This is a genomic window from Cohnella silvisoli (assembly GCF_021190915.1).
In the GTDB taxonomy this organism is placed as follows: domain Bacteria; phylum Bacillota; class Bacilli; order Paenibacillales; family Paenibacillaceae; genus Cohnella; species Cohnella silvisoli.
The window spans coordinates 64,650-87,313 of sequence record NZ_JAIOAP010000008.1 but is presented as its reverse complement, the minus strand read 5'-3'; the positions used below and the strand labels follow the sequence as shown (position 1 = coordinate 87,313).

The following is a 22,664-nucleotide window of genomic DNA, read 5'->3' as shown; positions in this document are numbered from 1 at the left end:
AAAATACGTCAGCGTCAGAATGCGCCTTGGAGGTGTTTGATCTCAGGATCGGCGCCGCCTTGAAGGAATGTAACGGCTATCACGTCAAACCGAATCGATTGGGGGACTCCGCCATGCTGCTTCAAGTAGACCGTTGCCACTTCGCGGACTTGACGGCATTTGCGAGGCGTCACGGCTTCAACCGCCGTTCCAAATCGGGTCGGATTCGTTCGCGAGCGCACCTCAATGATAATCAACGCAGAACCATCCATTGCGATGATATCGATCTCTCCTAACCGACAGCGCCAATTGCGCTCCAACAGCGCATATCCCAATTGCCGCAAGTGATCCGCCGCGGCGTCTTCTCCCGCTCTTCCAACGGCTGACCGATTGCTGCGTGCGACGGATTGAGTCGATTGCCCTTTGGCTTGTGATTGGAATCTAGTTTCTTCCATGAGCGTGCGCGTCTCCTCAAGGCAAGATAGGTTTGCTGCTCTTCTCGTTAACACCAGCCCGGCGATCCGACCGGTATACGAAGCTTAGCACTTCGGCGACAAGCTTATATAATTCAGGGGGAATCTCCTGATTCAAATCCAGCTTGGAAAGAACTTCTACCAAGGAGGGGTCCTCCTGAACCGGAATGCCGTTTTCCTGCGCGCGACGCATGATTTCGTCGGCTATGACGCCCTGGCCTTTGGCAATTAGGGTAGGCGCGGAGCCTTGCTCCGGTTCGTATTTGAGGGCGACGGCTCTCTTAGGTAGATGGCGTGGATTACGTTTTTCCTTGCCGGATGGGTTCATGCTCTATAGTCGACCCCTTTATAAGGTTTGGCGGCATAAGCGCTTGCGATAGCGGCTTTGTCTGCGCCCGAAGTAGGCAGAGCGTTATTGATGGAGCCGCTCTTCCATTGCGGAAGGGGAGCCGCGGTTAGGGAAAATAGCTGGAAACCTGCCGCGGACATGCCCGACGCCAGTTCTTCCCTTGCCTGATCCAATAAATCCGACATACCGGGAAAATCGTTCAGCAGCTTCAAGGAGACGATTCGGTCGACGACCTGAACGTCTACGATCGTATCTCCGAGATTTCGCATCCGCAAATCGAACAGCAGATGGCAATTGTCCACGTCCCATTCCCCGCGGCGGCTGCGCCGCGTCTGGACATGAACGGTGGCCGTCGTCTCGCCGTTCGCGCCCTTCATGGGCACGAACAGCGTCATATGGCTGAAGGGCGCAACCGCGCTCCGGTCGGAGGAAAGCAGCAGCTGTTGGCCGGTCACTTGATTGGCCAACGTTTGCGCCGCTTCCCGCAGAGCGGGGGGCACGTCATCATGCGCCGCAAGGGCGAGCAACGCGCCCTTGAGCGTATCCGCGGCGGGCCGCGCCTCTTGCCCGGGGGCATCCGCCCCGGGCGCCAGAGCTGCGGCTGCGCCCGCAGGAAGCCCCTCGGCGGGGTGCATGAGCCGATGCTCATGCCCTACGCCGAGCCATTGCAGGAAGCGGCCGATCCAGGCCGCTTCCGGTTTAGGGGCTGACGCCTGCGCAGCCGCGTCAGCTTTGTTCCCGGCGCGGAGGCTGTCCGCCGCAGCAGGCGCCGCAGGCGCTTGGCCCGCAGCCGCTTCGCCGGCTGCGGCAAGAGCTTGTGCGGCGCCTGGCTGCGCACGGGCGCCCTGCTCCGTGGCGGCGCGCGCCGTTGCCGACTGCGCCGCCGCATTCGCATTCGCCGCGGGCGTCGGAGCCGCGGCAGGCCCACCCATGGCGCGGCCAGCTTCGCCCTCGCCTCTCGCGACTACCGCTTCCGAGCCCATTCTGGTCGGCTCTCCCGCCGCTTTCGAACCATTCGCCGTTTCTTTAGCCGAATTAACTAGATTAGCCGCCAACTGCGCCTTCCCCTCATCCGTCACCTTTGGTAGATTCGCGCCACTTGCGTTAGCAGCATCTCCCGCCAGTTGGGCTTCCCCTTCCGCCAGCAGCGCCGTACCTTGGGTCAACAAGCTTTGCAGCCGCTGTCCGAGCGCGGCAGCTTCCGAGGAAGGAGCCGCTGCCCCTCCAAGCCAATTAGCTACAGCAGTTCTCAGTCCCGCCAGCTCTTCATGGATCGGTTGACCGAACAACGCTTGCCGCAGCGAGGATAACGTCGTTTCCGTCGGCGTCAACCCACGCCGAAATGCGACATCCGATGCGCTCGACCAAGAAGCGGCATCGACTCCGGCAGGTTTAAGAGCCGCCGCCGTATTAAAAAAAGCCGCCGTCTCGCGCCCTATCGGATAACCGTCCCGCTTCAACCCGCGCAGCAGCTCCATCGCCCATTTCTGCTCGGGCAGCCCGAACGTCTTCAGTACGTCTTTCAGCCCTTCCTCGGGCAAAACATCCGACGTATCCATAAGCGGCTTTAACGTAACGAGTCCACCGACTCCGCCAGGCTGCACTTGGAGCAGCGTGCTCTTCCCGACCGGCATCTCCGCATCCAGCTTGGCCCGCACTTGGACCCCGTTGATGTTGATCATCGCCTCTTGATTTTCCAACAGCTCCACGAGTACGCCTCTCACGATTTGACCGATTCTCAGTTCCAGCGCGCGGCTATCGGCCGGTTGCGCCTCACCCATCAATGCCCGAAGCATCGGACCGATGTTCATGCTCATGCCGCTTCCTCCTTACGAACAACCCTATATCCCTATATATCGGAATTTATGCAATCCCCTATAAATGAATTTCTTCTCATTGAGTTCCAGATGATTGTTGCTTGTGATCGGATGAGCTTCATTTGAGCATGATCGGAAAAGTAGCAATGAGTTACTCGAAATAATCGACTAATTCGTCAGCCATAGCCACCTAAGTAACAATTGCGCGGAATACAGCCATTTCTTTTCATTGATCCTTCTCATCCAGTCCTTCTCATTCAGTCCTTCTCATTCAGTCCTTCTCATCCAGTCCTTCTCATTCAGTCCTTCTCATTCAATCCTGCTCTTTCAGTCCTGCTTTTTCAGTCCTGCTCTTTCAATCCTTCTCTTTCTACTCTCTCATTCCGCTCTTTCGCTCTTCTCATCCACTTCTTCTCTCTAATCACTCAAACAACAGCTGCTCCTGCACATCAAAAAATCCTTTAAGAAAGCTGCGGCGATGCAAAGCCGTTGGGCCAAGCTCTTGCAACGCTTCGCGATGCACCTTAGTCGCGTATCCCTTATGTACGGCTATCCCATAACCCGGGTAAAGCGTCTCCCACACTTCCGTGCACAACCGATCACGCGTAACCTTAGCTACGATAGACGCGGCGGCTATGGATTGGCTAAGGCTGTCGCCTTTGATAATAGCGGATTGTTCTATTTCCAAGTCAACGGTTTCCGCATCAACAAGCAAATGCTGAGGCACGACGCCCAAACCTTGCACGGCTTGTTTCATGGCCAACCTGGATGCCTGCCTAATATCGATCGTATCGATAACGGAAGCTTCAATCCGCGCCACCGACCAAGCGACCGCTTCTTCTATGATTAGATCGTATAACCTGTCCCGCTTTTTCTCGCTGAGCTGTTTCGAGTCGTTCACTTCTTCGAGCACAAGCCCTACCGGTAAAATAACGGCAGCCGCGACAACGTCCCCGAACAGGCAGCCGCGTCCAACCTCGTCTACTCCGGCAACCGCCGTCAGTCCCTGCGACCATAGTGATGCCTCGAATTCCAATCGATTGATTTCCGTCATTTATGTAAAATCTCCTTACCCTTGAAATACCCTTCCGTTTCCCTATTGTCCGTTATGCCCTCTCAAAAGCCAAGCCTTATTTTGTAAAATCGCTAGAACAATAGCCGCTCCCCGCACGCCTAATCGCCATCCCACGAATCCGATAGAAATCTTTTGCGCGTGTCCTCCGTGGGCAGCAGACAACTATCGTTATAACCAAACCAAAGATATCGTTTCCTGGCGATCCAATCATAAACGCGATTCCGTACGAACGAAGGTATGACACGCAAAACGTAAAAGAGCGACCAAACGCCGCCCAGCTTCCTCAGCAGCCTTAACGCGGCCGTCGATTTGGTATAATACCGCCCGCTATCGATCAACACGAATGTATCCAGCTTATCGACCGACAAATTTCCTTTAAGCAATAACTTCCGACCCCGTTCGGATTGCAAGGAAGCGAATCGAAACTTGGCATTGGGATCGCGCTTAATGATAAATTTGGTAATCGATTGACATAGGTTGCATTGTCCGTCTATGAGTACGATCATCGGTTCCTCAGCGCTTCCTCTCTTAAACATTGCTCAACCGCCTCTCACCGTCTCCCTGCTCTCCCGCTATTGTACTCTATTATCTCATTGAACCTCTCACAACTGAAGTCACGAGTTTGCGAAAAATGATCATCAAAAAAGCCGCTCTTCAAGGGGTATGCCCCACCTGAACAGCAGCTTCGAGTTTTTTCGTTCCCATTCATTCCGGACTCTCCAACGTCATCCGCCCAAGCTTCCCCGAACGGAGATCGCGAAGCAGCAGCGTAGCCGCTTTCTCGTAATCGACATGTCCGCCGCTGACCAAACACCCGCGCCGCCTGCCGATGTTTTCAAGAACATCGATGGCCGCTTGCATATCCGGAAGCTCGGAAGGCAACTCCTCTAGTCCGTAACGCTCCGCCAAAACGGAGCCGTAACGTTCGACCAATATGCGAAGAACGAAGCAAGCCACCTCATCGATATGAAGGATTTCCTCCTTGATCGCCCCGGTTGCGGCCAATCGGAATCCCGCAACGGGATCGTCGAACCTTGGCCACAATATACCCGGCGTATCGAGCAGTTCGAGCTCGCCTCCGAAACGGATCCACTGCTGACCTTTCGTAACGCCGGGACGGTCGCCCGTAAGAGCTATATTTCGTCCTGCAAGCCGGTTGATCAACGTCGACTTGCCGACGTTCGGGATGCCGACGATAAGGGCGCGAATCGGACGGGGTTTCATGCCTTTATCAATTTGACGTTGGATTTTCTCCTGCAGCAATTCCTTTGCCTTTCCGGCAAGCTCTTTAACCCCGGTTCCGGCATTCGCGTCAATCGCGTGAGTAGAATGGCCCTGAGCGCGAAAATAGCGACTCCAAACCGCCGTTTGCTCCGGATCCGCCAAATCTGCTTTGTTCAGCAATATCAAGCGCGGTTTCGTGCCCGTTATTTCATCGATCATCGGATTGCGGCTAGATTGCGGAATCCGCGCGTCGAGCAGCTCGAACACGACATCGATCAACTTCAGCTTCTCTTCGATTTGCCGTTTCGCCCGGGTCATATGACCGGGAAACCACTGAATCGTCATCGTAAATCACCTCTCTTACAGAAAGAAACGCGAGGGGCTGCCCCCTCGCCTCATTAATGCGATACCAAATGAAAATCCTTGATCGGCCAGAACACCAAATCGGCACGGCCGACAATACGGTCCATCGGGATATAACCGATCATCCGGCTGTCCTCGCTGTTTGCGCGATTATCGCCCATAACGAACAGCATTCCCTTAGGCACGACTCCATCCGGAAACTGATTATTCGGGAAGTTGCCGTCCGCCCTATTATATAAGGCTCCTTGTGCGTGAGCCGTCTCGTAGGCTTCCTTCAAATAATTCTCTGCATAAGGTTTCCCGTTTATGTATACGGTATCGCCTTCTACCTTAACCGAATCCCCGGGCACTCCGATGACCCGTTTGATGAAATCCCGCTTCTCTTCAGGCACGTGGAATACGATGACTTCCCCGCGCTTAGGCTGACGGATGTCATAAATAATTTTATTAACGATTATCCGTTCCCGATTCCAAAAGTTCGGCTGCATGGACGGACCGTCCACGATAAACGGGCTGACCAGAAACCAACGGATGACGAAAACAAGCAATCCGGCGATCGCCAACGCTTTGATCCACTCCGTGATTTCGTTGCCTGCTCGAGATTTAGAAGGTTTCTTCGGCCCTGCTGCTCCAGAATCGCCGGAGTCCGAACCTTCAGCTTGTTCATTGTAAGTTCCAACCGGCTGCAGATCACGAATCGCTTGTTCATCGGCAACAGAAATTGTTCCTGTTTCGGCTGATTCGTTTGGTTTATCATTCCGATGTTGTTCCATTCGCAATCGCCTCTAGCTTTCTTTATTGAAATGCAAAAAGGAGGACTTGAACTTTGCCAAGCCCTCCTTTGACGCCAATTATCGAATTTCTTTGATCCGTGCTGCTTTACCGCGCAGGTTGCGCAAGTAGTACAGTTTCGCGCGGCGAACTTTACCGCGGCGAGCCACTTCGATTTTCTCAAGACGCGGGGAATGTACCGGGAAGGCACGCTCAACGCCAACGCCATAAGAAATTTTACGAACCGTGAATGTTTCGCTGATTCCGCCGCCGCGACGTTTAATAACAACGCCTTCGAACAGCTGTACGCGCTCACGGGAACCCTCGACGACTTTCACGTGTACTTTAAGCGTATCGCCCGGACGGAAGTTAGGAATGTCCTTGCGCAATTGCTCTTGCGTGATCGCTTGAATAAGATTACTCATAGAGTGTTCACTCCTTCCATAACAGACGTTCGTACCCCGCTCCCCGAATGTCCTCATTCGGATCATGGCGTGCAGAGGACCGTCCTACTCGTTCATAACCGTTTGTCGACTCCTACGGAGACGCAAACAACATTTGAAATTTTATCACATATGAAGGCAATTTACAACCATTACATTGCCGATTGTCGTTATATGTTGTTCAACCGAAGTTTAATCTTTAAGTGCGTTCCGTTGCGTCATCAACCACTTACGTTCCTCCGGTGTCAACTCCGCTTGCTCCAGCAGATCGGGACGACGCTCCCATGTTCTCTTAAGCGACTCGCGCCTGCGCCATTTCACGATTTCCGCATGGTGCCCCGACAGCAGCGCGTCCGGTACTTTCCACCCCCGGAATTCTGCCGGGCGGGTGTAATGCGGGTATTCCAACAAGCCGTCGCTGAAGGAATCCGTAATCGCCGACTGGTCGTTCCCGAGCACGCCAGGCAACAACCGCGCTACCGCGTCGATAACAACCATCGCGGGCAGCTCGCCGCCCGTCAGCACGTAATCCCCAACGGACAGCTCGTCCGTTATGAGATGATCCCGGATACGCTCGTCATAGCCCTCGTAATGGCCGCAAATGAATATGAGGTGCGATTCCCCGGAAAGCTCCTTGGCAATCCCCTGGTTAAACGGAGTGCCCTGCGGACACATCAGAATAATCCGCGGTTTTTTTTGTCCCTCAGACTCCCCGGTATCCCCTTCGATTTCCTGCTCCGCCTTTATCGCAAGCAAATGCTCGACAGCCCCGAAGATCGGTTCCGCTTTAAGAACCATGCCGCCGCCGCCGCCGTAAGGCGTATCGTCGACGGTATTGTGCTTGTTGCCGGAAAAGTCGCGGAAATTAACGGTGGAAAGCGACACGATGCCCTTATCCTGCGCTTTTCCCAGAATGCTCGCATTGAATACGCCCGTAAACATTTCCGGGAATAGAGTTAATACATCGATTCGCATCTCTAGAGCAATCCTTCCATCAGGTGCACTTTAATTTTGCGAGCCGCAACATCTACGTTAAGCACCACATCGTCAATGACGGGAAGCAGCAGCTCTTTGCCCTTGGGCATCTTAACGACCCAAATATCGTTAGCCCCGGGAGATAAAATATCCGTTATCGTACCCAGCTGTTCGCCTTCCTCGGTTTCAACCGAACAACCCACGATATCGCGGAAATAATACTCGCCCTCGGGCAGCGGCACTCGTTCAGCTTCGCTCACCTTGAGCTCCCAGCCTTTGTATTTTTCCACTTGATTGATATTATCGAACCCTTTAAGCTTCAGAACGAACATGTTCTTCTGCTCGCGCGAAGCAGCCACCTCGATGGTGATCGGCTCACCCTTTTCCGGCGGGAACATCAACAGCTTGCTGCCTGATTTGAAACGAACCTCCGGGAAATCCGTCTGCGGCCATACTTTGACCTCTCCCTTGATGCCATGCGTATTCACGATTTTCCCTATATTGAGCAAGCGCTCTTCAGACATGGAAGTACTCCCTTCAACTTTAAACGAAAAAAACTTCAGATACTATAATATAGCACTGAAGTCGGGGTTCGCAAACATTCGTTACGAAAGAGGACCGTACCCTGCAAAAAGCAAGGTACGGTCCTCTGCCAATTATTCCGAGACAATATCCACGATGACGCGCTTCCGCTCTTTAACCGCGGCGGAAGAGACTACCGTACGTACCGCCTTGGCGATACGTCCCTGCTTGCCGATTACTTTGCCGACATCGTCGGGATGAACGGAAAGCTCGTACACCAGGCCTCTCGCGTCTTCCCTGACCTGAATTTGCACGTCTTCCGGATGATCCACCAACGCTCGGGCAATGACCCGAATCAATTGTTCCATGGCTCAGCCCTCCGGTACTTAGACGATTACTTCTGGAGCTTGGATTCGTGGTATTTCTTCAAAACACCGGCTTTGCTAAGAAGATTGCGAACTGTATCGGACGCTTGCGCGCCGTTTTGCAGCCATTTCAAAGCTTTTTCCTCGTCGATTTGTACTTGAGCCGGTTGTGCAACCGGATTGTACAAGCCGATTTCTTCAATAAAACGACCATCGCGCGGGGAACGGGAATCCGATACGACTACGCGATAGAACGGAGCTTTGTGAGCACCGATACGTTTCAAACGAATGCGAACTGACATTGACTTTCACCTCCTTGAAAAGAATTTCATCAATTTCATAGGGCATCTTAGAACGGAAACTTCATATTTTTGCCGCCGCCGAACATGTTTTTCAGGCCTTTCATGCCGCCCTTCGGACCTTTGGGGCCCATCATGCCGGAAAACTGCTTCATCATTTTTTTCATATCCTCGAATTGCTTCAGCAGTCGGTTAACATCGGCCACCGTTGTTCCGCTGCCTGCCGCAATCCGCTTGCGACGGCTGTAATTGATGATGTCCGGCTTCTTCTTCTCCGCCTTCGTCATCGACTTGGCGATCGCTTCGGTGCGCGCGATCTGTTTCTCGTCGATCTTGAAGTTCGGATTGCCTTTAAGTTTGTTCATTCCGGGCATCATATCGAGCAACTGGTCAAGCGGTCCCATCTTGCGAACCTGCTCCATCTGCTCGAGGAAATCGTCGAAGGTGAAATCCGCGGTGCGCATCTTGCGTTCCATCTCCGCAGCTTTCTCCGCGTCCATATTCGTCTGCGCTTTCTCGATCAGCGACAGCATGTCGCCCATGCCGAGTATCCGCGAAGCCATCCGATCCGGATGGAACGCCTCGAGCTGGTCGATCTTCTCGCCTGTCGACGCAAACTTGATGGGACAGCCGGTTACCGCTTTAACGGATAATGCGGCTCCGCCTCGGGTATCGCCGTCTAACTTGGTCAGCACGACTCCTGTAAGCGCTAATTGCTCGTGAAAGCTTTGGGCTACATTGACGGCTTCCTGACCGGTCATCGCATCGACGACCAGCAATACTTCGTCAGGATTGACCGCGGCATGTATATCCTTGATCTCTTGCATAAGTTCCGCATCGATCTGCAGGCGCCCCGCGGTATCGATCAATACGTAATCGTTGCCTTGATCCTTGGCCAGTTGAACGCCTTGCTTGGCAATCTCAACGGGGCTGACTTGATCGCCAAGCGTAAATACCGGCGCTCCGATCTGACCTCCGAGCACTTCCAACTGCTTTATAGCCGCAGGACGATAAATATCGCCCGCGACGAGCAACGGCTTGTGGTTCTGGGACTGCAGCAACTTGGCTAGCTTGCCGGTCAGGGTCGTCTTACCGGCCCCTTGCAACCCGGCCATCAGAATAACCGTCGGAGGTTTATTCGCTTTCGCCAGCTTCTCCTGCGTGCCGCCCATTAGTTCGGTCAATTCTTTGTTGACGATATCGATGATGACCATCGCGGGAGTGAAGCTCTTCATCACTTCCTGGCCGGTGGCCCGTTCTTTGACCTTGGCGATGAAGTCCTTGACGACCTTAAAATTCACGTCGGCTTCCAGCAACGCCAGGCGCACCTCGCGCATCGCTTCGTTAACGTCGTCCTCGGATACTTTGCCTCGTCCCTTCAGCTTGCCGAACACGTTCTGCAGCCGGGTCGATAATCCTTCGAATGCCATATTCCCATCCCTCCTTCGGAACGGTTTTTTACGTAATCTATTATTCTTCTTGGGTCGTAACGAGCAATTCCGCTCCGCGCAGCACAGCCGCTGTCTCCGTGAACGGCCCGCGCCATTCGGCTGGCAGTCCGGCGATTTGCGACTCGAGCAGGTCGATCCCCGCAAGCAGCCGTCCATGCCTGTCCACAAGCCCAAGCTTGGATTCGTATTCCTCCAACACTTGCTCGGCCCGCTTCAGATGCTCGTATACCGCTTGCCGGCTAATCTGAAATTCGGCGGCAATTTCACCCAACGTATAATCATCGTGAAAATAACATTTAACGAACGTTTGCTGTTTCTCCGTCAACAAGGCCCCATAAAAATCATGCAGCACGTTAATTCGGTTTGTTTTCTCTAGCGCGTCGTTATCCAAGGGCAACCGATGTCACTCCCTTCGTCAAACGCATGCGTCAAGGCAAAGCACTTGACACCCAACTCACTTTTCCTATACTACGGAAAATGATGATGGATGTCAAGGTATAATGCTTTACATAATTTTGCCGTAACCGTCTGTCATGTCGCTTGCTCCTCGTAGGCCATTTCGTATAAAAGCGAGGCTAGAACAGAAACTCCGTCGGAAAGCTGCTCCGGGGAAGAATATTCATCGGGCGAATGGCTGATTCCCGCTTTGCTGGGCACGAAGATCATCGCTGTCGGGCATATCGGCGAGAATAGCTGGGCATCGTGCCCGGCTCCGCTGAACATTCTGCGGTGGGACAACGATAGCTTTCCGCAAACCTGCTCGATCTGCTCGGCCAAAGATCGGTCCATTGGAACAGGAGTCGTTGCCAGCCAAGGCGTAATCGCAAGCCCGAGCCCGCGGCGATTGGCGATGTCCTCGTATTCTTGAAACAGGTAGTCGCAAAACCAGGATAAAGTCCCTTCGTTGTCATGGCGGATATCGAGCGTGAACTCCACCGTGCCCGGGATGACGTTCGGAATATTCGGCGCTGCCTGTATGCGCCCTACCGTCGCTACAAGAGCGGCAGCTCTTGCCGCCAGAAGCTCTAGCCGGACGATCATTTCCGCAGCGCATGCCATGGCATCGGACCTCATGTTCATCGGAGTCGTGCCCGCGTGATTCGCCTCTCCGCGCAAGGAGACCGAGTATCTCCGCTGGCCGACGATCGCTTCCACGATGCCGATTTGTTTCGCCATCCGCTCCAGGATAACGCCCTGTTCGATGTGCAGCTCCACGAAAGCCCCAAGGTCGCCGCGTTTGCAATCCGGTTGTCCGCGCAACCCGAATCCGGATGCTTCCATCGCCGACTGCAGGCTCGTTCCTTCCACATCGAGCAGTTCTTGCCCGCTATGCGGATCGAACAATCCCGTCACGTTGCCCGAACCCCAATAAGCGATCGGAAACCGGCTGCCTTCCTCCTCGCAGAAGGAAACGACCTCAAGCGTATGAATCGGCGTACCGTGCGTTTCTTTCAAATATTTCAGCGCGGCGATCCCGCCCATTATCCCGTAAGCCCCATCCAGCTTGCCACCGTTCCTTACCGTATCGATGTGCGAACCTGTTAAGATAACGGGAACATCCGGATTGCTCCCCTGCAGCCTTCCGAATAAATTTCCTACTTTATCGAAGCGGACATCAAGCCCGGCCTCCGTCATTGTCTCGGCAAGAAACGCCTGAGCTTCCTTCCAAGGCTGCGTATACAGCAGACGGGTCACGCCCCCTGTCGCTTCTGTGCCTTCCGTGAAAGTCGCAAGTTTTTCTAGCAATAGCCAAAGCTCTGATCCCATATCGAATCGAACCGGCTGGTCCATCCGAACCCCTCCCTAACTTCCCCGATATGTGCTGTAACCTCCAGGAGCTACGAGCAATGGAACGTGATAATGGCTTTGCGCATCCGATACCTCGAACCGGATCGGGATAAAATCGAATAACAGCGGGGTTAATCCGTGTTCTTTGAAATATTCGCCGGCATTGAAAACAAGCTCATAGATGCCGACCGTCAGAAGGCCTCCCGCGAGCAAGGGCTCATCCAATCGCCCGTCCGCGTTAATCCGATCCTCTTTCAGCAGAATGGGCGTTGCATCGGTTTCCCGCTTCCAAAGCTGCACCTTCATCCCCATCGCGGGCTTCCCTTCGGATATGCTCAGCACGTGTGTCGTAATCCGCCCTGGGCCGCCCATTATCCGTTACCCGCTTCCGCCAAATCACCGCGTGTCATCGTAAAGCCTTGAAAACCGTAAGGCGGCCGCGGCTCCGTGTAGACGCCCGCTTGGCCGACGCCTGAAGGTTCCACGATCGTCTCCCAAGTCCGATTGTTGGACTCAAAGAATATTTCGGATAACTGCGAAAATCTCGTTAATATTCTTAGGCCGATTTGATAGATGAGATGTTGAATGGAGGGCGTGGCGTATTCGTGAAAGACATGGTGGGCGATATCGCGGATTTGTTCCGCAGCAGCGTAACGACCATCGTTCACGCCTAGCGCATCGGATGGATTGCCGTACTTCCAGCCGATGTTCAGAAAAATAAACAACGGCCGGTCATAGCTGTCCGGCAGCGTCGTATATTCATCCCGGACAAACCCGTAGAAAGAGCTGCCGCTCACTTTGATCAGTTGCAGGTCGGCAATGCCGCTCTGGAGCGAAGTCAAAGATACCCTTTCGCCTTCCGATTCGCGGACGAATTCCAACCGGGCATGGGCATGATCATTATGGGAAGGCCGATATACGAGTTTACTATTCTCGAACCCCTGTTGCCCCGGTACGCTAACCTGCCCGAAGGGAAGGCGGTCGGCTTCGATTTCGATCGCCGTAATATGCGGATATTTCTCCAGGAAAAGCTCGCTTATATAGGATAACAATCCTTCCGTCGTGCTCCCTTCGTAAGATGCGCTATGACGAAGGATGAAGTTTTTCATCGAATCGGTCGCCACGACGTTGGCGTTGTCGCCTTCGGTGAAGGAAGCAAGCAACGACTCCCCGCTGACGGAAAACTTAATATTATGCGCGAAAATCACGTTATCGTTCCCATTGAATAGGGATTCTTCTATCGGTTCAACGACTAAGGGAGTCCCGTAAGTCCGATAAGTAAGAACGTCTCCCTTGCCGTAATAAAGCGTTCGTCCGCCGTTTAGCTTCCGCATGTTTTCCTCTCCCCCGTCCGTTTAAGCCTCCAGTAAATCTTCCATCCGGAAACCGGTGATTTTCCCGATTTCCACGAGGGCGGTTTCCCTCTCCTCCGCTTCGGAATGGTTGATCCGCGTTTTCATGGCGATCAGGATCTCGCTCCTGCCTTTCCCCTTAACCGCCATAATGAAGGGAAAGCCGAATTTCTCCGTATAATCTCGGTTATAGGCTACGAAATGCTCATATTCCTCTTGCGTTAATTGATCTAACCCCGCTCCATGCTGCTCCGATGCGGAATATTCGGTAACCTGAAGCCGCGTCGCCAGATCGGGATGTCCGCGGAACAACGCCGTCACGGTTTCTTTCGGCGCACGCTTCACGACGTCCATCATCCTATCATGCAGCTCCTTCCGGGATTTGAACGGCCTAAGCTCCCAAGCGCTAGCAGCCACCCAAGGCGCATGCTCGAATATGCCTCCCAACACTTCGGTAAATTGCTCTCGGCTCATTTTGCTTATGACAAGCATTGGAATTCGCAACTTCGTTCTCATTGGGTATTCCTCCTCAGCGAAACGGCTTTTTGGACGGATCGGATGATGCCGCCATATCCGGTGCACCGGCATAGGTTTCCCGACATTGCCTCTTCGATGTCTTCCGCGCTTGGCTCCGGGTTGTGGGTGAGCAGAGCTTTAACCGATATAATCATTCCCGGGGTACAGTAACCGCATTGATAACCGCCTTCTTCCAGGAAGCATTGTTGGATCGGGTCGACCTCCGAGCTTCCAAGCCCCTCGATCGTCGTAATTGATTTCCCATCGCATTGATAAGCCATCGTCAGACAGGAATTCACTTGCTGCCCGTCAACAAGCACCATGCAGGCTCCGCATCGCCCGATTTCGCAAGAAACTTTCGTGCCGGTCAATTGTAAATCATCCCGTAAAATCGAAAGCAATCTTCTGGTCGGAGGAACGTCCAGTGAGATCGGTTCACCGTTAATTTCGCATTCGAGGTCCATTTCCGTACGCCGCTCCGCCAATATTTTATGAATCATCGGCCATCCACCGCCTTAGTAAGAAACTCGGGTACTTCCTGCAGAAGCTCCGGGTCGATGGGAAGCTTATTTAATCTCTTGCCCGTTGCTTGATAGACGGCTTCCGCGATCGCGGGCGCGATGCCGACGGACCCGATCTCGCCTACGCCGCGGGGGCCGTGCTCATCGCCTTCCGGGAGATCCTCGATCGCTTGAACCTCGATTTCCCCGTTCAAGTCTGCCCACGACGGAATCAAATACGTATCGAGATTACGCGTCAAGTAAACGCCTTTGTCCATATCCGAATCTTCGGTAAGCGCGAATCCGACGGCCATGCCGCTGCCGCCTTCGATCTGGCCCAGAAATCCTTGCGGATTCATGACCGGCCCCGCGGCAACCGCGTGAACTTGCTTCAACAGCTTAACCCTGCCGGTCAGCATATTCACTTCCACTTGAACGGCAACTGCAGCATACGTGTACAAATAGTGCGCCCCGATCCGTTTGGTCGGCGAAGCAGGGAAAGGAAAATGGGTTTGATAGATGATTTCTTCCGTTGCCCCTTGGGCTAGCTGGCCGTACGTCAGCAATAAATGATCTTGGGTGTCGTTCCATATTCCCCCGATGCCGACCCGAAGGCTTTCGGTAGGAATGGATAGCAGCGATGAAGCTTCCTTCAGCAAGCGGTTCAGGAAAGGTCCGCGAAGCTTCTGCAGCGACTTCCACATCATGCCGGTCGCTCTAGACGCGGTGCTCGATCCACTATGGGGAACGAGATCCGTATCTCCAATCACGATGCGCACGTCGTCCGCGCCGAAGCCGAACTGCTCGATCAGCATGAGCTCCAACGTGGCGATGAGCCCTTGGCCGAACTCTTCGTAGCCGAATATCGCCTCGATCTTGCCGTCGGCCGCCAACGCAAGCATCCCGCCCGCGGGATCCGGGATTCCAAAGCCAAGCCCCGAACCGTGCATAACGAACGCGGCTCCGGTTCCCCGACGGATCCAATGCTCGCTCTTAGACGTCTCCTGTCTTTGCAGCCATAGGGGATTGACCGCCAACGCATCCCATACTTGCTTAGCCCCGTCGGTCCGCACGATCTCCTGCCCGAGCGGCCCGGGATCTTCGGGCTTCCGCATGTTCAGCAAGCGGAATTCCCATGGATCCATTCCGAGCCGCTCGGCAAGCCGATCCATTTGTCCTTCCAAGGCGAATATGGCCTGATTGCCCCCGAAGCCGCGAAACTCTCCGGATACGCCGTTATTCGTATACACCGACACGCCTTCGACTTCAACGGATTCGTAGCGGTAAGGCCCGATGACATGCTCTACGCAGAAATTCAGCACTTCCGCGCCGAGCGTCGCATATGCGCCGGTATCCGCTATGATGCTAACCCGGTGGGCAAGGATGCGCCCCTCCCCGTCTACTCCCGTCCTCATCTTGATCGTCATCGGGTGTCGCTTAAGGCCGGCCCGCACCGATTCCCAGCGGGAATGATGAATTTTCACGGGTTTGCCTGTCACCAGAGCAAGCAGTGCTCCGTAAGGCTGAACGTTTAACTCGTCTTTGCCGCCAAAAGAACCTCCGATCGGGCTCGAAACGACTCTAATATTGAATTCGGGCAAGCCCAATATCCTTGCAAGCTGCATCCGATCTTTGTATCCGTGCTGCGTAGGGGAATAGACGGTTAACCTGCCGCCCTCCTCGGGAATGAACAAACCGCCTTCCGTTTCCATATAAGTATGCATTTGCCGCGGCGTCATATAGGTCTCTTCTACAATATGCTTGCAACCGGAAAATTCCTTCTCTACCTTGCCTTCGCCGTACTGGGTACGATGGAGCACGTTGCCGCCTGGATGAAGCTTAGGAGACAGTTTGCTTTGCGCCTGCACGGGGTCATCCACGACGGGAAGCAATACGTACTCCACCTCTATGCTTTCCAAAGCAAGCGCCGCAAGCTCCGGCGTTTCGGCCGCCACCGCGGCGACGGCGTCGCCGATAAACCGTACCCTATCCTCGCACAACACCGGTTGATCCGGATTTACGATTCCGAAACGGTTCAAGCCCGGTACGTCCGCATGCGTAATGACCGCGTGGACACCCGGTATTTTCCTAGCGTTATCCGTATGAATGGCTACGATACCCGCATGGGGATGGGGGCTTCTCAACACTCGGCCGATGAGCATGCCTTCCCTGGACATATCCGTTAAATAGGCAAGTTTCCCGGTTACTTTATCCGGTCCGTCAGGCCTAATGCGCCATCGCCCGCCGCTTGTCGTCCGATTAAGGATCATCCCGCTCCCTCCCCTCATCCGACGGCCCGGCGGCTATTTTCCATAACTCCGCCACGATCAAATTCGCCGCCGTCTTCTTGCGGTAAGCTTCCGTTGCGAACGGATCCGGCTTGGGCTTGTAGCCGTCGACAATCGTTTGATGCACGGCCGCCAGCAACTCGCGGTTAATCTGTTGCCCCTTCATCAGCTTCTCCGCCGCGAATAACCGATGGGGAATCGTCTGGCCTCCGCCAGCGGCGACTCGAATCTCACCAACCGTTCCGTCCGCCTTTAATCCGCCGTTAAGCGCGACGGTAATCAGCGAGGGCGTGAACGCTTCCCTTCTGCCTACTTTATGGAACGCCCCGAACCGGCGAGGCACGATTTCCGTTGTCTTGAATAAAGGAAGATGAATCCGGGTCAACAGATGGGAAGCCTTCGGCAATTGCGCCTGAAGCCTCTCCGTCCATTCCGAAGCATCTTCCGTCATCGGGCTAAGCCCCGTGTTCCATTCGAAATCCGCTTGGCAGACGATGAATACGGGCAAACAATCGCCCACCCGGGAGACGATGTTCCCCCCGATCGTCGCAACGTTCCTGACGGATATGGCCGCAATGGAACGAATCGCATCGACCAACATCGGACAATGCAGCCTAATATGCTCATCCTTGCGGCATTCGCTAAGCGGGGTAAGCGCCCCGATCGCAAGCGAATGCTCTTCCTTCTCGATCCCTTTTAGCCCCGGAATGGAGCTCAGATCGATTAAATGCTTAGGCATGGCCGCCTGCCCGGATTCCCATTGCGTTCGCAATAACGTCCCACCTGCCACGTACACGGCATCGGAGTCCAAAAGCTTCTTGAAAGTCCATGCTTCCGTCATATCCCTAGGATGCAATACGGAGGGAGACATAGACATCAACATGTTCTCATGCTCGGACGCCATCGTTACCCCCTCCTTTTTCGAATCGAATGTTAAAATCTTTGTTCCCGTATATACGGCATTCCAAGCGCCTCAGGAGAGCCCGATGGCTTATTCCGATTGCGCCAACCCAAATACATCAATACGAGAATAGTTACGAGATAAGGAATCATTTTCAGAAAATAAGACGGAATGTGGCTGCCGAGCAATTGAAACCGGAAGCCGACCGTATCGAGCGCCCCGAAAAAGTAAGCGCAGAACAAAGCGCGAACCGGGTTCCATCTGGCAAATATAATAAGCGCGATGGCGATCCAGCCTCGTCCGGCCGTCATCCCTTCCGTCCACGTCGGGGAATAGACAAGCAGCATATCCGCTCCCGCCAATCCGATGAGCATCGAACCGACAACGATATAGCCGTAACGGAACGCTTGAACCCGAATGCCCATCACGTCCGCGGTAGGCGGGTTATCCCCGATCGCCCGAAGATGAAGCCCCCAAGAAGTCCGATGAATGAACAAATGCATCAAGATGACGAGTAAGAAGCTTAGCCAAGTCAATACGTCCAAATGAGCGAACAAATCTCCGATCAGAGGAATGGATTCGAGCCCCGGCATATCCCATTTCGGCACCGATCCCGGGATAGGATTGCCGCTGTAAGGCTTCCCCAGATAAGCGCTAAGACCTGCTCCGAACAAGGTCATCGCCAAGCCGCACACGATCTGGTTGCTGACCAAGGAGACGGTTAGAAACCCGTGAATGACGCCAAGCAAGGCACTAACGGCAAATACGGCTAGTAGAGCCGCCGCGAGGCTGCCCGTATGGATATAAGCGATGCAGGCAACGACAGCCCCCATCAGCATGAGCCCTTCGGCTCCCAGCTGGATGATCCCGGATCTTTCAATAAGAATTCCGCCTAACGTCGCGAACAAGAGAGGCGTTCCGGAACCGACGGCGGCAACTATGATTTGAATCAACATATCCATCGCTTATTTCACTCTCCTAGTCGTTTCGCCGCAGCCGGAATTTGCCGATCGTATCGCTCGCGATTAGGAAAAACAAGATCGCGCCCTGAAGCATGTTGGATATCGAAGAAGGCAATCCGAGCGTCTGCACGCTATACCCGCCTACGATCAACCCTCCGAACAAGAATGAGGACACGACTAGGCCGATGGGGTTCAGCTTGGCAAGCCAAGCGACGATGATCGCCGTGTAACCGTAACCCGGAGAGATTCCATACATCAAGCGGTGCGTAACTCCCGATACTTCGCTCATGCCCGCAAGTCCGGCCAATCCTCCGCTGATGACCATGACGATCAGAATGTGGCGGGAAATGCGGATGCCCGCGTTTTTCGCCGCTTCCGCGTTGGCGCCGATCAATCTCAGCTCGTATCCCCAGCGGGTGTAACGAATCGTGAACGCGTAAAGAAGAACGACGACAATCGCGAATAGCAGCCCAAGATGCAAGCGCGTGTCACCGAGAACCGGAAGTGTCTGCGCTTCGTTAAACATCGGGGTGCCGGGGAAGTTAAAGCCTTTCGGGTCTTTCCAAGGACCGAACACGAAATAATTCAGGGCAAGCAAGGCAACGTAGTTCAGCATTAAGGACGTGATCAGTTCGTTAACTTGAAAATAAGTGCGCGGGATCGCCGTTAATAAACCCCAGAAACCGCCCGCCGCGATTCCGAACACGATCATTAAAGGGATGCTCAGGTAAATAGGCAAATCGGGAAAATAGATCGTCACGGAAGTGGCGGCGATCGCCCCCGCGGCGAATTGTCCCTCCGCACCGATATTCCATACCGATATCCGGTAGGCGATCGATACGCCGAGTCCGCAAAGGAGCAACGGAATCGATTTAACCAGCGTTTCGGTTAGACCGAAGGAGCTTCCGAACGCACCGGAGAGCAGCTTCTTGTATACCGGGAAAGGATTCATTCCATTAGCCGCGATGAATATCCCGCATATGGCTAATGCGAAGAGAACGGAAGCGATCGTCATCCACCATACGTTGATTTTTTTGCTAGGATCGTAATCCAACCGATAAGGGAGGCGCATCCGCTTGGCGGCTAGTTCCTTCATACCGCTTCCTCCCCGCTGTCGCGCAAACCTGCCATATATTCCCCGATCCGTTCCCGATCGGCTTCCTCGCGAGCCATCTCCCCGATAATGCCGCCGTTATAGATGACGAGGATTCGGTCGGACAGTTGCAGCACCTCATCCAAATCCTCCGAGATCAGCAGTACCGATTTGCCGGAATTTCGCAGGTTAGTCAACAGGCGATGAACGCCTTCCGTCGCACCGATGTCAAGGCCTTGGGTCGGATGCACGGCGATCATGAGCAAGGGCTCGCGGTGGATTTCCCTTGCAAACAGCAGCTTCTGTTGGTTGCCGCCCGACAATTGCTGTACCGGAGTGTCGAGATCCGGCGTCTTCACGTCGAATTGCTCGACTAACGTCTGCGACCATCGCCGGTTGCTTCCGATTCTTAGAAAACCCAATAGCGAGCGTTCTTTGGTCCGGTACGATTTGAACAACAGATTGTCCACGACCCCCAAGCTGCCGGCAAGGCCGCTTTTCATCCGATTCTCGGGTACGTGGGAGATACCGGATTCAATGGCGTTGCGAACGGAAGCTGTTCTCATCTCTTGACCGTTGAAAACGATCTTGCCTCTCTTCCAAGGCAGCAAACCCGAGAGCACTTCCGCCAGCTCCTTCTGTCCGTTGCCGGCGACGCCCGCCACGCCGACGATCTCGCCTTCATGGACTTCAAGGGACAGATTATCCAGCGCTTTGCGTCCAAGCTCGGCCAATACGTCGAGATGCTGAACGCTGAGCAGCGACTTCCCCTTTTGTCGCTTTGCCATCTCGCGAGGGGGAGTCATTTCTTTGCCAACCATGATTTGCGCGAGCTCGCGTTCGCTTGTTGCGCTTTTGTCGACGGTGTGAATCATTCGGCCTTTACGCATGACCGATATCCGGTCCGCTACCGCCATAACCTCTTTCAGCTTGTGGGTCGTGAGAATAATCGTTTTGCCTTCGGCCTTCAATTGCACAAGCGTATCGAATAATTGGGAAGCTTCGCCCGGGGTAAGTACCGAAGTAGGCTCGTCTAGAATGATCAAACCGACTCCGCGGTATAGCGTCTTGACGATCTCGATGCGCTGCTGCTCGCCGACGGACAATTGCCAGATCGGGCGGTCGACGGGGAAAGGCAGGCCGAACTTCTCGGAAATGCCGCGGATTTCTTCCTGTTTGTCTCTCATCCATTTCGATCCCCGCCAGAACGACGACTTCTCGCCCAAGACGATATTTTCCGCGGCCGTCAGCGTCTGAACGAGCCGGAAATTTTGGAAAACCATCCCGACTCCAAGCTGCGCGGCATCTTTGGGCGAACGGATTTTGACGGATTTGCCGAAGAGGCGAATGTCCCCGCTCGTTGGACGGTACACCCCCGACAACATGCACATCATCGTGCTTTTGCCCGCGCCGTTCTCTCCCAATAATGCGTGGATTTCCCCGGCATTGGCACTGAAATCGACCTGATCGTTCGCCATTACCTTACCGAACTTCTTGCATATTCGACTCATTTCCACCGAAACCGATGTTGTCATCTCCGTCGCCTCCTTCCCGTTCCGATTTCGCGGTCATCCACGAATTTCTTGCAATCGTTAATTCCAAAGGAGTATCGATATCCGTAAACACGAGATCCGACTTTACCGGCACAAGCGATCCCCGGTAAGCGGGTGAAGCCAGAAGCTTGCGGGCTCCCCTATCTCCTTCCAATCGGCTTATCGCGTCGAACATGGAAGGAGCGAACAAAACGGGGGGCATCGCGGCATTAGCACCGACGCAAGCAACGAAATCCAAATCGGGCCGGTCCCGATAGACGGCAACAAGGTTATCCAGCAATTCCGACGTAATGAAGGGCTGATCCGCAAGCACGATCATGATGGCCTGAGGCGATTCGGAAAGCGTCGCCCTCAAACCTTCCCTAAGGGAGTAAGACATTCCGAGTGCCGCATCCTCGCAACGCGCGATACGCAGCTTTCCGCTGCCGTTCGTTCCCCATTCCTTCTCGGGGATCCAATTCAGCGTATCGGATTTCCTCACAACCGCCGTGACCGTATCTATCTGCTTGCTCGCCAACATCCGCTTTAAGGCTATCGATCCTAGAAAGCTACCTGGTACAAGCTCCAAGGAAAGCTTGGGAATTCCCATTCTCTTGCTCTGTCCCGCCGCCAAGTAAATCCCAGCGATACGCAAATGAACCCACTCCTTGCCGTCTTTGCCGGTCTTTCCTCACCGCGATCAATTGAGCCGTTATGCTGATCGCGATCTCTTCCGGCCCTTCCGCCCCGATATCGATTCCGACGGGCGCGTAAATATCCTTCGTATCCTGGAGTCCCTCGAATAAATGCCGGATCCTATTCTTTGAACCCATAACCCCTAGATAAACCGGCTTTAACGGCAATACCCTCTCCAGCATTTCGCGATCCTTGTGCAGTTGATGGCCGCAAATCAGAATATAATCGTCCGCCGTGATTGCAAGCGAAGCACAGATCGACTCCGGCGATCCGATTGCCAGTTCTGCGTCCGGAAACCGCTCCGGATAACAGAGTGAAGACCTCCAGTCGCCAACGGCGACGCGAAACCCAATGCCGCCAGCCAATCGCGCGATCGGCACCGTTCCATCGTCTGCCCCGAATACGAATAGCCGAGGTCTCGGTGCGAAAGTGGTAGAGAACAAAGCCGTTCGTTTCTCCTTCGCGAGAGATGACGCGATCGGATTCGATCGGTTTACCCGGCTGCTCTTGATTTCGTAATGGATTTTCCGGCCGATTAGATATCGAACGAGTTCAACCTCTGCGCCCGCTTCTACCTCGGAGCAAGCTTCCGCAAGCCATTCCAGCGGGCAGCCTTGCATCGGCTCGAGCAAAATCCGAAGAACGCCCCCGCAACCGATCGCTTCGCCCCAGACGGCATCCTCTTCCGGTCGCATATTATAGACGACGTGCTCCGCTTCGCCGGTATGCAGGATGTCCCCGACTCTTTCCTGGAGATCGGATTCCAGACAGCCCGGGCTTAAACTACCTATTTTGATGCCATCCGGCAATAGCAGCATGGAAGCTCCGGCTTTGCGGTAAGAATGGCCCTCCACGTGGACGAGTGTTGCCAATACGGCAGGTTTACCGACGTTACAGGCATAGGACAAAATCGAGTAACCATCCATGAAG

26 protein-coding genes are annotated in these 22,664 nt (G+C 54.2%); all 26 read right to left on the bottom strand.

Going from position 1 to position 22,664, the window contains the following annotated elements; all coding sequences use genetic code 11:
- Nucleotides 1-14: 14 nt before the first annotated feature.
- Entirely contained in the window at nucleotides 15-434 is a 420-nt protein-coding gene (locus K7P76_RS16110) for a YraN family protein (RefSeq protein ID WP_232186333.1), read from the bottom strand.
- A gap of 16 nt (nucleotides 435-450) precedes the next feature.
- Complete coding sequence (locus K7P76_RS16105) at nucleotides 451-780, bottom strand: EscU/YscU/HrcU family type III secretion system export apparatus switch protein (RefSeq protein ID WP_232186332.1); 330 nt, start codon at nucleotides 778-780, stop codon at nucleotides 451-453.
- Nucleotides 777-2,618, bottom strand: coding sequence for a TP0910 N-terminal domain-containing protein (locus K7P76_RS16100; protein WP_232186331.1), 1,842 nt, complete (start codon nucleotides 2,616-2,618; stop codon nucleotides 777-779). Before K7P76_RS16100 ends, K7P76_RS16105 begins: the two co-directional genes overlap by 4 nt.
- 421 nt (nucleotides 2,619-3,039) lie before the next feature.
- Nucleotides 3,040-3,672, bottom strand: coding sequence for a ribonuclease HII (gene rnhB, locus K7P76_RS16095; RefSeq protein ID WP_232186330.1), 633 nt, complete (start codon nucleotides 3,670-3,672; stop codon nucleotides 3,040-3,042).
- Nucleotides 3,673-3,791: 119 nt separating this feature from the next.
- Nucleotides 3,792-4,229, bottom strand: coding sequence for a thiol-disulfide oxidoreductase DCC family protein (locus K7P76_RS16090; protein WP_232186329.1), 438 nt, complete (start codon nucleotides 4,227-4,229; stop codon nucleotides 3,792-3,794).
- A 169-nt stretch (nucleotides 4,230-4,398) separates the two neighbouring features.
- Nucleotides 4,399-5,262, bottom strand: a complete 864-nt coding sequence (gene ylqF / locus K7P76_RS16085; protein WP_232186328.1) for a ribosome biogenesis GTPase YlqF — start codon at nucleotides 5,260-5,262, stop codon at nucleotides 4,399-4,401.
- 53 nt (nucleotides 5,263-5,315) lie between these two features.
- Nucleotides 5,316-6,053 (bottom strand): signal peptidase I, encoded by a 738-nt coding sequence (lepB, locus tag K7P76_RS16080; RefSeq protein ID WP_255678581.1) that lies wholly within the window; start codon nucleotides 6,051-6,053, stop codon nucleotides 5,316-5,318.
- Between the two features lie 78 nt (nucleotides 6,054-6,131).
- The gene (gene rplS, locus K7P76_RS16075; protein WP_130611845.1) at nucleotides 6,132-6,476 is read right to left on the bottom strand and encodes a 50S ribosomal protein L19; all 345 of its coding nucleotides are present in this window, start codon (nucleotides 6,474-6,476) and stop codon (nucleotides 6,132-6,134) included.
- A 210-nt stretch (nucleotides 6,477-6,686) separates the two neighbouring features.
- Nucleotides 6,687-7,469 carry a tRNA (guanosine(37)-N1)-methyltransferase TrmD gene (trmD, locus tag K7P76_RS16070; RefSeq protein WP_232186327.1) on the bottom strand — a complete coding sequence of 261 codons (783 nt, stop codon included), beginning with the start codon at nucleotides 7,467-7,469 and terminating at the stop codon, nucleotides 6,687-6,689.
- A 2-nt stretch (nucleotides 7,470-7,471) separates the two neighbouring features.
- On the bottom strand, nucleotides 7,472-7,993 hold the full coding sequence (gene rimM, locus K7P76_RS16065; RefSeq protein WP_232186326.1) for a ribosome maturation factor RimM: 522 nt from the start codon (nucleotides 7,991-7,993) through the stop codon (nucleotides 7,472-7,474).
- Nucleotides 7,994-8,125: 132 nt separating this feature from the next.
- Nucleotides 8,126-8,359, bottom strand: coding sequence for a KH domain-containing protein (locus tag K7P76_RS16060; RefSeq protein ID WP_041064596.1), 234 nt, complete (start codon nucleotides 8,357-8,359; stop codon nucleotides 8,126-8,128).
- A gap of 26 nt (nucleotides 8,360-8,385) precedes the next feature.
- Nucleotides 8,386-8,658: a 30S ribosomal protein S16 gene (gene rpsP / locus K7P76_RS16055; RefSeq protein ID WP_232186325.1), complete on the bottom strand. Its 273-nt coding sequence runs from the start codon at nucleotides 8,656-8,658 to the stop codon at nucleotides 8,386-8,388.
- Nucleotides 8,659-8,705: 47 nt separating this feature from the next.
- Complete coding sequence (ffh, locus tag K7P76_RS16050; RefSeq protein ID WP_232186324.1) at nucleotides 8,706-10,085, bottom strand: signal recognition particle protein; 1,380 nt, start codon at nucleotides 10,083-10,085, stop codon at nucleotides 8,706-8,708.
- 40 nt (nucleotides 10,086-10,125) lie between these two features.
- Complete coding sequence (gene ylxM, locus K7P76_RS16045) at nucleotides 10,126-10,497, bottom strand: YlxM family DNA-binding protein (protein ID WP_232186526.1); 372 nt, start codon at nucleotides 10,495-10,497, stop codon at nucleotides 10,126-10,128.
- 140 nt (nucleotides 10,498-10,637) lie between these two features.
- Nucleotides 10,638-11,897, bottom strand: a complete 1,260-nt coding sequence (allC, locus tag K7P76_RS16040; protein WP_232186323.1) for an allantoate deiminase — start codon at nucleotides 11,895-11,897, stop codon at nucleotides 10,638-10,640.
- 12 nt (nucleotides 11,898-11,909) lie between these two features.
- A complete protein-coding gene (gene uraH / locus K7P76_RS16035) occupies nucleotides 11,910-12,266 on the bottom strand; it encodes a hydroxyisourate hydrolase (RefSeq protein WP_232186322.1) in 357 nt (118 codons plus the stop codon).
- Complete coding sequence (gene pucL, locus K7P76_RS16030; RefSeq protein ID WP_232186321.1) at nucleotides 12,266-13,228, bottom strand: factor-independent urate hydroxylase; 963 nt, start codon at nucleotides 13,226-13,228, stop codon at nucleotides 12,266-12,268. Before pucL ends, uraH begins: the two co-directional genes overlap by 1 nt.
- Before the next feature lie 21 nt (nucleotides 13,229-13,249).
- Nucleotides 13,250-13,762: a 2-oxo-4-hydroxy-4-carboxy-5-ureidoimidazoline decarboxylase gene (gene uraD / locus K7P76_RS16025; RefSeq protein WP_232186320.1), complete on the bottom strand. Its 513-nt coding sequence runs from the start codon at nucleotides 13,760-13,762 to the stop codon at nucleotides 13,250-13,252.
- Nucleotides 13,759-14,262 (bottom strand): (2Fe-2S)-binding protein, encoded by a 504-nt coding sequence (locus K7P76_RS16020; protein ID WP_232186319.1) that lies wholly within the window; start codon nucleotides 14,260-14,262, stop codon nucleotides 13,759-13,761. Before K7P76_RS16020 ends, uraD begins: the two co-directional genes overlap by 4 nt.
- Nucleotides 14,259-16,532, bottom strand: coding sequence for a xanthine dehydrogenase subunit D (pucD, locus tag K7P76_RS16015; protein WP_232186318.1), 2,274 nt, complete (start codon nucleotides 16,530-16,532; stop codon nucleotides 14,259-14,261). The genes K7P76_RS16020 and pucD overlap by 4 nt, the downstream gene beginning before the upstream one ends.
- Nucleotides 16,522-17,454, bottom strand: a complete 933-nt coding sequence (locus tag K7P76_RS16010) for an FAD binding domain-containing protein (protein WP_232186317.1) — start codon at nucleotides 17,452-17,454, stop codon at nucleotides 16,522-16,524. Before K7P76_RS16010 ends, pucD begins: the two co-directional genes overlap by 11 nt.
- 29 nt (nucleotides 17,455-17,483) lie before the next feature.
- Entirely contained in the window at nucleotides 17,484-18,413 is a 930-nt protein-coding gene (locus K7P76_RS16005; RefSeq protein ID WP_232186316.1) for an ABC transporter permease, read from the bottom strand.
- Between the two features lie 16 nt (nucleotides 18,414-18,429).
- Nucleotides 18,430-19,509 (bottom strand): ABC transporter permease, encoded by a 1,080-nt coding sequence (locus K7P76_RS16000; protein WP_232186315.1) that lies wholly within the window; start codon nucleotides 19,507-19,509, stop codon nucleotides 18,430-18,432.
- Nucleotides 19,506-21,041 (bottom strand): ABC transporter ATP-binding protein, encoded by a 1,536-nt coding sequence (locus tag K7P76_RS15995; RefSeq protein WP_232186314.1) that lies wholly within the window; start codon nucleotides 21,039-21,041, stop codon nucleotides 19,506-19,508. Before K7P76_RS15995 ends, K7P76_RS16000 begins: the two co-directional genes overlap by 4 nt.
- Nucleotides 20,989-21,693 carry a nucleotidyltransferase family protein gene (locus K7P76_RS15990; protein WP_232186313.1) on the bottom strand — a complete coding sequence of 235 codons (705 nt, stop codon included), beginning with the start codon at nucleotides 21,691-21,693 and terminating at the stop codon, nucleotides 20,989-20,991. Before K7P76_RS15990 ends, K7P76_RS15995 begins: the two co-directional genes overlap by 53 nt.
- Nucleotides 21,608-22,660, bottom strand: coding sequence for an XdhC family protein (locus K7P76_RS15985; RefSeq protein ID WP_232186312.1), 1,053 nt, complete (start codon nucleotides 22,658-22,660; stop codon nucleotides 21,608-21,610). The genes K7P76_RS15990 and K7P76_RS15985 overlap by 86 nt, the downstream gene beginning before the upstream one ends.
- Between the last annotated feature and the right edge of the window lie 4 nt (nucleotides 22,661-22,664).